This is a genomic window from Immundisolibacter sp. (assembly GCF_041625615.1).
Lineage (GTDB): Bacteria > Pseudomonadota > Gammaproteobacteria > Immundisolibacterales > Immundisolibacteraceae > Immundisolibacter.
In genome coordinates this window covers 1-10404 of the sequence record NZ_JBFJTF010000081.1, presented here as the reverse complement: position 1 = coordinate 10404, position 10404 = coordinate 1, and the positions used below count along the sequence as shown (strand labels likewise).

General features: G+C 66.3%; 12 protein-coding genes. 10 read left to right on the top strand and 2 right to left on the bottom strand.

The window, feature by feature from the left end; all coding sequences use genetic code 11:
- Positions 1-495 (top strand): amidohydrolase family protein (locus ABYX71_RS07735; protein ID WP_372695922.1); only part of this gene is annotated, 495 nt, incomplete at its 5' end.
- 65 nt (positions 496-560) lie between these two features.
- Here ABYX71_RS07735 and ABYX71_RS07730 read toward each other — a convergent pair.
- Both ABYX71_RS07730 and ABYX71_RS07725 read right to left on the bottom strand, forming a co-directional pair.
- Positions 561-776 (bottom strand): hypothetical protein, encoded by a 216-nt coding sequence (locus ABYX71_RS07730; protein ID WP_135280590.1) that lies wholly within the window; start codon positions 774-776, stop codon positions 561-563.
- A 131-nt stretch (positions 777-907) separates the two neighbouring features.
- Positions 908-1117 (bottom strand): dodecin, encoded by a 210-nt coding sequence (locus ABYX71_RS07725; protein ID WP_135280591.1) that lies wholly within the window; start codon positions 1115-1117, stop codon positions 908-910.
- Between the two features lie 135 nt (positions 1118-1252).
- On the opposite strand from ABYX71_RS07725, the gene ABYX71_RS07720 reads away from it, so the two are divergent.
- The 9 genes from ABYX71_RS07720 to ABYX71_RS07680 form a co-directional block, all read left to right on the top strand.
- Positions 1253-1594: a hypothetical protein gene (locus ABYX71_RS07720; protein WP_135280592.1), complete on the top strand. Its 342-nt coding sequence runs from the start codon at positions 1253-1255 to the stop codon at positions 1592-1594.
- A gap of 45 nt (positions 1595-1639) precedes the next feature.
- On the top strand, positions 1640-3412 hold the full coding sequence (locus ABYX71_RS07715) for an N-acetylglutaminylglutamine amidotransferase (RefSeq protein ID WP_135280593.1): 1773 nt from the start codon (positions 1640-1642) through the stop codon (positions 3410-3412).
- Between the two features lie 23 nt (positions 3413-3435).
- Positions 3436-5202, top strand: coding sequence for an N-acetylglutaminylglutamine synthetase (gene ngg, locus ABYX71_RS07710; RefSeq protein ID WP_135280594.1), 1767 nt, complete (start codon positions 3436-3438; stop codon positions 5200-5202).
- Positions 5203-5216: 14 nt separating this feature from the next.
- Entirely contained in the window at positions 5217-6326 is a 1110-nt protein-coding gene (locus ABYX71_RS07705; protein WP_135280595.1) for an osmoprotectant NAGGN system M42 family peptidase, read from the top strand.
- A gap of 43 nt (positions 6327-6369) precedes the next feature.
- Positions 6370-6816 (top strand): urease accessory protein UreE, encoded by a 447-nt coding sequence (ureE, locus tag ABYX71_RS07700; protein WP_372695921.1) that lies wholly within the window; start codon positions 6370-6372, stop codon positions 6814-6816.
- Positions 6794-7486: an urease accessory protein UreF gene (locus tag ABYX71_RS07695; RefSeq protein WP_240696068.1), complete on the top strand. Its 693-nt coding sequence runs from the start codon at positions 6794-6796 to the stop codon at positions 7484-7486. Before ureE ends, ABYX71_RS07695 begins: the two co-directional genes overlap by 23 nt.
- A 15-nt stretch (positions 7487-7501) precedes the next feature.
- Entirely contained in the window at positions 7502-8125 is a 624-nt protein-coding gene (ureG, locus tag ABYX71_RS07690; protein ID WP_135280598.1) for an urease accessory protein UreG, read from the top strand.
- Between the two features lie 190 nt (positions 8126-8315).
- On the top strand, positions 8316-9437 hold the full coding sequence (locus ABYX71_RS07685) for a porin (protein WP_135280599.1): 1122 nt from the start codon (positions 8316-8318) through the stop codon (positions 9435-9437).
- A 39-nt stretch (positions 9438-9476) separates the two neighbouring features.
- The coding region (locus tag ABYX71_RS07680) for an ABC transporter substrate-binding protein (protein WP_372695923.1) at positions 9477-10404 on the top strand (928 nt) is incomplete at its 3' end.

The window sequence follows — 10404 nt, the reverse complement described above, 5'->3', positions numbered from 1 at the left end:
GTGGCGAAATACACCATCAACCCCGCCATCAGCCACGGCATCGCCCACGAGGTGGGCTCACTGGAGGCCGGCAAGCTCGCCGACATCGTGCTGTGGAAGCCGGCCTTCTTCGGCACCAAACCGGCGCTGATCCTCAAGGGCGGGGCCATCGCCGCCGCCCCCATGGGCGACCCCAACGCCTCCATCCCCACCCCGCAGCCGGTGCACTACCGGCCCATGTTCGGCGCCTTTGGCCCGGCCATCGCCGCCACCAGCCTCACCTTTGTCTCACAGGCCGCGCTGGATGCCGGCGTGCCGGCAACGCTGGGCCTGCGCCGCCGCGCAGTGGCGGTACAGGGCACGCGCAGCGTGACCAAGTCCGACATGGTGCTCAACGACTATGCGCCGCTGATGGAGGTGGATTCGCAGACCTACGAGGTGCGCGCCGATGGCGCGCTGCTGACCTGCGAGCCGGCCAAGGTGTTGCCGCTGGCGCAGCGGTATTACCTGTTTTGAAGAGCCGTGTCCGCCGGCGATGCACGGGGACGTTTCACCAGGTCAGCCACAGGCGCCGCCGCCGATTACCGGTTCCGCGACACCATCGGGTCTTCGCCCTTGGAGCGCGACCTGCCTTTTTCCTCTGCGCGCTTAAGTTCGCGCTCTTGCGTCTCCGTTAATGCCTCTGTGCCGCGCAGTTGTTCATCGGACAGCTGCGCGGCCGTGCGCCGGGTGTCCGCGTTGTAGCGACGCGCGGATTCGCGATCGCCTTCGCCCTGATTCTTGATGGTTTCGGCCATGATGTGTCTCCTGATTGCTCGAGAGTCACTCATTGGGAGGCACATGGCCGTGAAAAAGTTCAACCCGGCGGGCTCTGGCGTGACTCAGAAGCCGCGCGATCGGGCGCTGGCGCCGTCGAATAGTCGCCGCGTCAGTTCTCGAGGCGGAAGCCGACCTTCAAGATCACCTGAAAGTGGCCGACCTTGCCGTCAACCAGGTGGCCGCGTGTCTGTACGACCTCGAACCAGTCGAGATGACGCAGGCTCTTGCCCGCCTCGGCAATGGCGTTGCGGATGGCGTCGTCGGTTCCGTTGGGCGAAGAGCCGACGATCTCCACAACCTTGTACGTATGGCTGCTCATGGGCTGACCTCCTGTGGGTTGGGTGTCGCCTGCACGCGCAGGCAGGATTTGACCCTAGACCTGTAGAGCGCGCAGGGCAAGCGTGCCTGCCGACGCGGCGCCGCCGGACGTGCGGGACGCCGGGGTGCGCGCCCGATGCCGTTCAGCTGCAGCCGGGCGGGTCGGGCACAGGCCGCTCGGGGCCGGCGGCAGGTGACGGTGCGTGGGGGGTTGCGTTCGCCGGAAGGCCGCGATTGCTTTTCTTTTTCTATCTCCCTGATTGGCATCCAGAGCGCATTGCCCGATACGGCCGAATATCCACTGATCGGCCTTATTCATTCGCGGCTTATCGCGATTTGTGATAACATTATGGCTTCCGCTATTCGATTGGTTTTATTCATCCGTGAATCGAAGGCCGGGGCAGGGCATTCGTTTTTTGCCAATCGGAATGCTTGTTTATTTGCTGCGTCCGGGCCTGTTTCATTGATGTCCGGATGAGTTTTTTGGCGGTATTCATTTCGCTGCCGGAACGAGAGGTTGTTTATGTGTGGGATTGCGGGCGAGATTCGTTTTGACGGCCAGGTGGCTGATCCGGCAGCCGTCGAGCGCATGGCCGAGGTGCTGGCGCCACGGGGGCCTGACGGTGCCGGTCGCATCGGCTACGGACCGGTCGCTTTCGCCCACCGCCGGCTGAAGATCATCGACATCAGCGCGCGTGCGCAGCAGCCGATGCTGGACAATGAACTCGGCTTGCTCATGGTGTTCAATGGCGCCATCTACAACTACCCCGAGTTGCGCCAGGAACTGCAGGGACTCGGTTACCGCTTTTTCTCTTCCGGTGATACCGAGGTCATTCTCAAGGCCTATCACGCCTGGGGTCCCGCCTGCGTGCAGCGCCTGCAGGGAATGTTTGCGTTCGCCATCTGGGAGCGCGACAGCGGTGCCGTGTTTCTCGCCCGGGATCGTCTGGGCATCAAGCCGCTGTATTACACCGAGCAGCCAGGCCGCTTTCGCTTCGCCTCTACGCTGCCGGCCCTGCTGGCCGGTGGCGACATATCGACCGATATCGACCCCGTCGCACTGCATCACTACATGAGTTTTCATGCCGTGGTGCCGGCGCCGCACACCATCGTGCAGGGTGTGCGCAAGCTGCCGCCGGCCACCACGCTGCGCATCGGCGCCGACGGCAGCCTGCAGTTCGACACCTACTGGACGCCCAATTTCGATCGTGACGCGGCCGACGGCGCGCGGGATTTCGGTGAGTGGCGCGAGCAGGTGCTCGACAGCCTGCGCCTGGCGGTGCGGCGCCGACTGGTGGCGGACGTGCCGGTGGGCGTCTTGCTGTCCGGAGGGCTCGATTCGAGCCTGATCGTCGGCCTGCTGGCCGAGCAGGGGCAACAGGGCCTGCACACGTTTTCCATCGGCTTCGAGGCGGTCGACGCCGAGAAGGGCGACGAGTTCGAGTATTCGGACCTGATCGCCAAGCACTTCGGCACCCGACACGAACGCATCTTCATCGGTGCCGATCGTCTGCTGCCGGCGCTGCCGGACTGCGTGGCGGCGATGTCCGAGCCCATGGTCAGCCACGACGCGGTGGGTTTCTACCTGCTCTCGCAGCAGGTGGCCAAGCACGTGAAGGTGGTGCAAAGCGGGCAGGGCGCCGACGAGGTGTTCGGCGGTTATCACTGGTATCCGCCGCTGCTCGAAAGCCGCGATCCGCTCGAGGATTACGCGCGGCACTTCTTCGACCGCGACCATGCCGAGTACGCGCGCTGTGTGCAGGCGCCGTGGGTGGGCGAGGACTATAGCCGCCAGTTCGTGGCCGGGCATTTCGCGCAGCCGGGCGCGACCGGCGGCATCGACAAGGCGCTGCGCCTGGATACGACCATCATGCTGGTGGATGATCCGGTCAAGCGCGTGGACAACATGACCATGGCCTGGGGGCTGGAGGCGCGGGTGCCGTTCCTGGACCATGAGCTGGTGGAGCTGGCGGCGCGCATCCCGGCCGAACACAAGATCCGCGAGGGCGGCAAGTACGTGCTGAAGGAGGCGGCGCGCCAGGTGATTCCCGGAGCGGTCATTGATCGCCCGAAAGGGTATTTCCCGGTGCCGGCGCTCAAGTACATCCGCGGCGCGTATCTCGACTTTGTGCGTGACATCCTGCTGCAGCCGCGCGCGCGCCAGCGCGGCGTGTTCGACAATGCGTATGTCGACACCCTGCTGGCCGAGCCGGAGGCGCACATCACGCCGCTGCGTGGCTCCAAGCTGTGGCAGATCACGCTGCTTGAGTTGTGGCTGCAGCAGCAGGGTCTTTGATCCCGCGACAGGGAGACTCTCGGGTGAGCAACTCACAAAAGCGCGTCAAGCATCGGCTCGAGCGGGGCAATGCGCCGAGCCTGCGCAACTGGGATCCGGAGCAGGCGGACTCGCGTCTGCAGGCACAGCCCGGCGCCCAGAACGTGGCGGTGGAGTGTGGCTGGGGGCGTGTGATCTTCGGCCAGACCTTTCCCGACCCGCTGCAGGTGGTGCGGTTGCTGGAAAGCGAGAAGACCGGCCACCGCGATATCGCCATTTATCTGCGCGAGCCGCATGTGGTGACCGCCAGCGCGCCGAACAGCGTGTTTCTGGACCCGTCGCACACGTACCGGCTGTGGTTGTATGACTACCGTCCGGCGGCGCGCCGCGTCGCCGGGCTGATCGTGCGTCGGCTCAACAGCCACGCCGACGCGCAGGCGGCGCATGACCTGTACTGCAAGCGGGGCATGCTGCCGCCGGACCCGGATTTCATCTGGGCCCACCGCAAGTCAACGACGATCTGCTACCTGGTGGCCGAGCATGAGGAAACCGGCAAGGTGCTCGGCGTGGTGATGGGGGTCGACCATGTCGAGGCGTTCGGCGATCCGGAAAACGGCGCTTCCCTGTGGGCGCTGGTGGCCGATCCGCAGGCGCCGTTGCCGGGGGTGGGCGAGGCGCTGACCCGGCAGTTGGCGGAGTTCTTCCAGGTGCGCGGGCGGGCCTTCATGGACCTGTCGGTGATGCACGACAACCGGCAGGCGATTCGCCTTTACGAGAAGCTGGGTTTCCAGCGCGTGCCGGTGTTCTGCCTCAAGCACAAGAATTCGTACAACGAACCGCTGTTCGTGGGTCCGCAGCCGAACGAATACGAGCAGCTCAACGTCTATGCCCGGATCATCGTCGACGAGGCGGCGCGGCGCGGCATTGGTGTCAATGTCATCGACGCCGAGGGTGGATACTTCGAACTCACCTACGGTGGACGCAGCGTGCTGTGTCGCGAATCGCTGAGCGAGCTCACCTCCGCCGTCGCCATGAGCGTGTGCGACGACAAGCTGGCCAGCAACCGCTTCCTGCGCCGCGCCGGTCTGCGTCTGCCGCAGCAATGCGTGGCCGGTGCCGCGCGCCAGAACCGGGCCTTCCTGGAGCGGCATGGGCCGCTGGTGGTCAAGCCCGCGCGCGGTGAGCAGGGGCGCGGCATCACCGTCGACGTGCGCGACGCCGCGGCGCTGACCCGCGCCGTTCGCGTGGCGCGCCGCTACTGCGACACGGTGCTGCTGGAAGAGCTGGTGCCCGGCGACGACCTGCGGGTGGTGGTGATCGACTTCGAGGTGGTCGCCGCCGCGGTGCGTCGGCCGCCGCAGGTCTTCGGCACCGGGCAGGCAACCGTTCGCGAACTGATCGAGAAACTCAGCCGGCGGCGGCTGGCCGCCAGTGCCGGCGAGAGCCACATCCCGCTGGACGACGAAACCGCCCGTTGCGTGCGTCTGGCAGGCTACGAGCTGGACCAGGTGTTGCCCAGCGGCGTCAGCCTGCAGGTGCGAAAGACGGCCAACCTGCATACCGGCGGGACCTTGCATGACGTGACCGACAGCCTGCATCCGACCCTGGCGGACGCCGCGGTGCAGGCGGCGAGGGCGTTGAACATCCCGGTGGTGGGTCTCGATTTCCTGGTGACCGCGCCGGATCGGCCCGAGCATGTGATCATCGAAGCCAACGAGCGCCCCGGACTGGCCAATCACGAGCCGCAGCCGACCGCGCAGCGCTTCGTGGACCTGTTGTTCCCCATTACTCGCCGCCTGCCGGCGATCTGAAAAACGTCATCGCCATGAGAGTCCTCCCCATCGACCAGCGCTATGTGCTGGATATCCTGATGAAACTGCTGCACACGCCCAGTCCGTCCGGTTACACGGACCGGGTGGTGCACGTGGTGTGCGAGGAGCTCAAGCGCCTGGGTGTGCCGTTCGAGCTGACACGCCTGGGTGCCATTCGGGCCACCGTGCGTGGCGCGGCACGTGCACCGGCGCGCGCCATCGTCAGCCACCTGGACACGCTCGGCGCGCAAGTGAAGGCACTCAAGCCCAACGGGCGCCTGGAGGTGGTGCCGGTGGGCCACTGGAATGCCCGTTTCGCCGAAGGGGCACGCGTGACGCTGTTCACCGATGGGGGGTCGCATCGGGGCAGTTTGCTGCCCCTGAAGGCATCCGGTCATACCTTCGGGCCGGAGGTCGACAGTCAGCCGTCGGCGTGGAACAACCTGGAGTTGCGTCTCGACGAGCCGCTTGGCGGTATTGAAGACTTGATGAAGCTTGGCATCTACGTTGGTGATTTCGTGGCGGTTGATGCCAATCCCGAGCTGTCGGACAACGGCTTCATCAACTCCCGCCACCTCGACGACAAGGCCGGTGTGGCAGTGGCGCTGGGCACGCTCAAGGCGCTGCACGACACGCGGCCGACGCTGCCCAGCGATGTCTACTTCCTGTTCACCATTCTGGAGGAGGTCGGCGTCGGTGCATCGGCCGTGCTGCCGGACACGGTGGCCGAGATGGTGGCCATCGACAACGGCACCACCGCACCGGGGCAGAACTCGGCCGAATACGGCGCGACCATCGCCATGGCCGACTCGTCCGGGCCGTTCGACTACCACCTCACCCGGCGCCTGCTGCTGCTGTGCAAGGAGTTCGGCATCGCGCACCAGCGCGACGTGTTCCGCTACTACCGCTCGGACATTGCCGCCGCGCTGCAGGCCGGGCACGACCTGCGCACCGCCCTGGTGTGCTTCGGCATCGACGGCTCGCACGGCTGGGAACGCATCCATTGGAATGCGCTCGAGTCGCTGATAGGCCTGCTGAGCGTGTACGTACAAAGTGGCGCCATGTTCCAGCGCGAGCGCGAGGCACTGGGGCCGCAGGATGGTTTCCCGATCCAGCCGCAGTGAGCACCGATACTTGGCTGGCCCGAGAGTTGCTTGAGATCCAGTCATGCAGGTGTTCGACCACGTTCTGACCGGTGCCACCGGCGCCGATTCGCTGACCCTTAGCTTCGACCGGCGCGTGCGTTCGCGCCAGCGCGTGCGCCTGGACAGTGGCCTGCCCGCGTTGCTGGCCTTGCCGCGCGGCACCGTGCTGCGCGGCGGCGACGTGCTCGGCGGGCCCGGGGGTGCCACCGTGGTGGTGCGGTCCGCCAGCGAGGCGGTGTCCACCGCCACCGCCGACACGCCGCTGCTGGTGCTGCGTGCCGCCTATCACCTGGGCAACCGGCATGTGGCGGTGCAGCTGGGCGACGGCTGGCTGCGTTACCTGCACGACCACGTGCTCGACGACATGCTGCGTGGGCTCGGTCTGCAGGTGGCGGTCGGCAAGTCGCCGTTCGAGCCGGAGGCGGGCGCCTATGCGGCGGCCGGCCATGGACACACGCACGCCCACTGATGGTGCGCTGGCCGACCTGCGGCTGCGCCAACTGACCAGCGCCACCCTGCCGGTGGGCGCCTTTGCGTATTCACAGGGCCTGGAAACCGCGGTCGAGCTGGGGTGGGTCGGCGACCTGCCACAGGCGGCGGCGTGGATCGGCGGTCAGCTGCAGCACAGCCTGGCGCGGGTGGAAGTGCCCCTGCTGGCACGGCTGATGGCAGCCTTTTCGGCCGGGGACCGGGACGCGGCAATGCACTGGTCCGGGCTGCTGCTGGCGATGCGCGACACCGCGGAACTGCGCGCCCAGGAACGCGCGCTGGCCAGCGCCTGGGCGGTGCTGCTGGGCGACCTGGATCTCGATGACGCACGCACCTGGGTCGACCTGCCGCAGCGCACCGCGCTGGCCCTGTTTGCCCTGGCTGCCACACGTTTTCGCATTGCCCCGCCCACGGCGGCGCAGGCCTGCCTGTGGGCCTGGCTGGAGGCACAGGTCAGCGCGGCGGTGCGGGCGGTACCGCTGGGCCATACGGCCGCGCAGCGCCTGCTGTATGAGCTGGCCCAGGATATTCCGGCGGTGGTGGCGAGCGGGCTGGCCGTGGCCGATGCCGACATCGGAGCGGCGGCGCCGGCGCTGGCCATCGCCAGCTGCCGGCACGAGACCCAGTACAGCCGTCTTTTTCGATCTTGAATTCAGGAGATACGCATGTTGGATACATCGGTGGCCGGGCCGCTGCGCGTGGGGATTGGCGGGCCGGTCGGTTCCGGCAAGACGGCGCTGACCGAGGCCCTGTGCCGCGCGCTGCGCGATCGCTATCAGATCGCCGTGGTCACCAACGACATCTACACCCGCGAGGATGCCGAATTCCTGACCCGGGCCGGGGCGCTGGCGCCGGAGCGCATCGTCGGCGTGGAAACCGGTGGCTGTCCGCACACGGCGATTCGCGAGGACGCCTCGATGAACCTGGCCGCGGTGGCCGATCTGTCGCGCCGGTTCGCGCCGCTGGACGTGGTGTTCGTGGAGTCCGGCGGCGACAACCTGGCGGCGACCTTCAGCCCCGAGCTGTCGGACCTGACGCTGTACGTGATCGACGTGTCGGCCGGCGACAAGATCCCGCGCAAGGGTGGGCCGGGCATCACCCGCTCGGACCTGCTGATCATCAACAAGACCGACCTGGCGCCGCACGTCGGCGCCTCGCTGGAGGTGATGGACCGTGACGCCCGGCGCATGCGTGGCGAGCGGCCGTTCGTGTTCACCTGCCTGAAGACCGGAACCGGGCTGGATGAGGTGATCGCGTTCATCGAACGTGAGGGTGCGCTCACTGGTTGAACCGCTTTGGGCCGGCGCGGCGCCGAAGGGGCGTTGTGCGCACCAGGGCGGTGCACATGCCGGTCGATGTCGAGTGCGTTACTGGGGGATTGCCATTGCACAGCGGGTCGCGCGCTGCATGGCATGGTGGTTGCTAATCGAACACCGCCATTCGGGAGGAGGCATCGCTTAACTTTCAGGGAGCACGGGCATGCCTGTGAAGCATTTCGCAAGAACAACACTGCTGGCCGCGACCGCCAGCGTGGGCCTATTGGCCGCCGACACCGCCAATGCCGGCGCCAAGATCGAGATCGACGACACCAAGTGGGTGTCGGTGGGCGCCGGTCTGCGCACCAGTTTCAGTTCGGTGGAGGACGCGGCGCCGGACGACGGGCGCTCGAACGACTTCACGGTTGACAGCATCCGCCTGTACCTGAACGCCCAGCTGCATGAATACATCATGCTGGAGTTCAACACCGAGCGGTACGACACCGGCGATGACGACGACGTTCGCATGCTGGATGCGATCGCCAAGTTCACCTTCGCGCCCGAGTTCAACATCTGGATGGGGCGTCATCTGCCGCCGTCGGACCGCGCCAACCTGGACGGCCCGTACTACCTGAACGCCTGGACCTTCCCGATCGCGCAGGCCTATCCGGCCATCTTCGCCGGTCGCGACGAGGGTGTCTCCGTGAACGGTTCCATCGACGGAGGCGTGTTCGGCTATGCGCTTGGCGTCTACGACGGCATGGACACGTCGTATTCCGGCATCAACTCGCTGAACAACCCCAACCAGGACGACAACCTGCTGTTCGCCGGGCGTCTGCAGTGGGCACTGTGGGATCCGGAGCCGGGCTTCTACACCACCAGCTCCTATTTCGGCGCGAAGGACATCCTGACCTTCGGTGTCGCCGCCCAGTACCAGTCCGACGGCACCGGCACCTTGGCGTCGCCGGGGGATTTCTTCGGCTGGAACGTGGACGTGCTGCTGGAGAAGAAGGTCGGCGACGGCGGTGCGGTGAGCCTGGAAGGCGCCTACTACGACTACGACCACGACGACCAGATGCCGGCTTTCGGCTACCAGGGCAGCGGCTACTTCGTGCTGGCCAGCTTCCTGACACCGCAGACCTACGGCGTCGGCAAGCTGCAGCCGCATGTGCGCTTCCAGCAGGTGGACGACGACAACGCGCCGGATCACGACCGCTGGGAAGTGGGTCTCGGCTACATCATCGACGGCCAGAACGCCAAGGTCATCGCCACCTACGGCGCCGACGACTACGACGGTGCCGACAGCACCGACTTTTTCATCCTCGGCGTGCAGCTGCAGATCTGAGCCCCCCGGATCACAGGAGAATTTCGCATGACTGATCGCATGACTTCGTTTGCCCGGCGACTGGCCCTGGCCGCCACGGGCGCCTTGCTGGCCGGCATGGCGCAGGCCGCCGACACCATCAAGGTGGGTGTGCTGCACTCGCTGTCCGGCACCATGGCCATTTCCGAGACCACGCTCAAGGACACCGTGCTGATGCTGGTGGACGAGCAGAACAAGAAGGGCGGCGTGCTCGGCAAGCCGCTCGAGGCGGTGGTGGTGGACCCGGCCTCCAACTGGCCGCTGTTCGCCGAGAAGGCGCGCGAACTGCTCAGCAAGGAGCAGGTCGACGTGGTGTTCGGCTGCTGGACCTCGGTGTCGCGCAAGTCCGTGCTGCCGGTGTTCGAGGAGCTGAACGGGCTGCTGTTCTACCCGGTGCAGTACGAGGGCGAGGAGTCGTCCAAGAATGTGTTCTACACCGGCGCCGCGCCCAATCAGCAGGCCATTCCGGCGGTCGACTACTTCATGAACGAGCTGGGCATCGAGCGCTGGGTGCTGGCCGGCACCGACTACGTGTACCCGCGTACCACCAACAAGATCCTCGCCGCCTACCTCGAAGCGAAGGGCGTCGACGACGACGACGTCATGATCAACTACACGCCGTTCGGCCATTCCGACTGGCAGTCGATCGTGGCCGACATCCGCAAGTTCGGCTCCACCGGCAAGAAGACCGCCGTGGTCTCGACCATCAACGGCGACGCCAACGTGCCGTTCTACAAGGAGCTCGGCAACCAGGGCATCTCCGCAACGGACATCCCGGTGATCGCTTTCTCGGTCGGCGAAGAGGAACTGTCGGGCATCGACACCAAGCCGCTGGTCGGACATCTCGCCGCCTGGAACTACTTCATGAGCGTCGACTCCGAACCCAACGCCGAGTTCATCGACAAGTGGCACGCCTTCATCAAAGACACCAAACGCGTCACCAACGACC

Bases quoted from the DNA above. Each gene is read 5' to 3' on its own strand.
- ABYX71_RS07695 (WP_240696068.1), top strand. From the start codon at position 6,794: ATGGACACACGCACGCCCACTGATGGTGCGCTGGCCGACCTGCGGCTG.
- ABYX71_RS07730 (WP_135280590.1), bottom strand. From the start codon at position 776: ATGGCCGAAACCATCAAGAATCAGGGCGAAGGCGATCGCGAATCCGCG.
- ABYX71_RS07725 (WP_135280591.1), bottom strand. From the start codon at position 1,117: ATGAGCAGCCATACGTACAAGGTTGTGGAGATCGTCGGCTCTTCGCCC.
- ABYX71_RS07705 (WP_135280595.1), top strand. From the start codon at position 5,217: ATGAGAGTCCTCCCCATCGACCAGCGCTATGTGCTGGATATCCTGATG.
- ureE (WP_372695921.1), top strand. From the start codon at position 6,370: ATGCAGGTGTTCGACCACGTTCTGACCGGTGCCACCGGCGCCGATTCG.
- ABYX71_RS07715 (WP_135280593.1), top strand. From the start codon at position 1,640: ATGTGTGGGATTGCGGGCGAGATTCGTTTTGACGGCCAGGTGGCTGAT.
- ABYX71_RS07685 (WP_135280599.1), top strand. From the start codon at position 8,316: ATGCCTGTGAAGCATTTCGCAAGAACAACACTGCTGGCCGCGACCGCC.
- ureG (WP_135280598.1), top strand. From the start codon at position 7,502: ATGTTGGATACATCGGTGGCCGGGCCGCTGCGCGTGGGGATTGGCGGG.
- ABYX71_RS07720 (WP_135280592.1), top strand. From the start codon at position 1,253: ATGCCGTTCAGCTGCAGCCGGGCGGGTCGGGCACAGGCCGCTCGGGGC.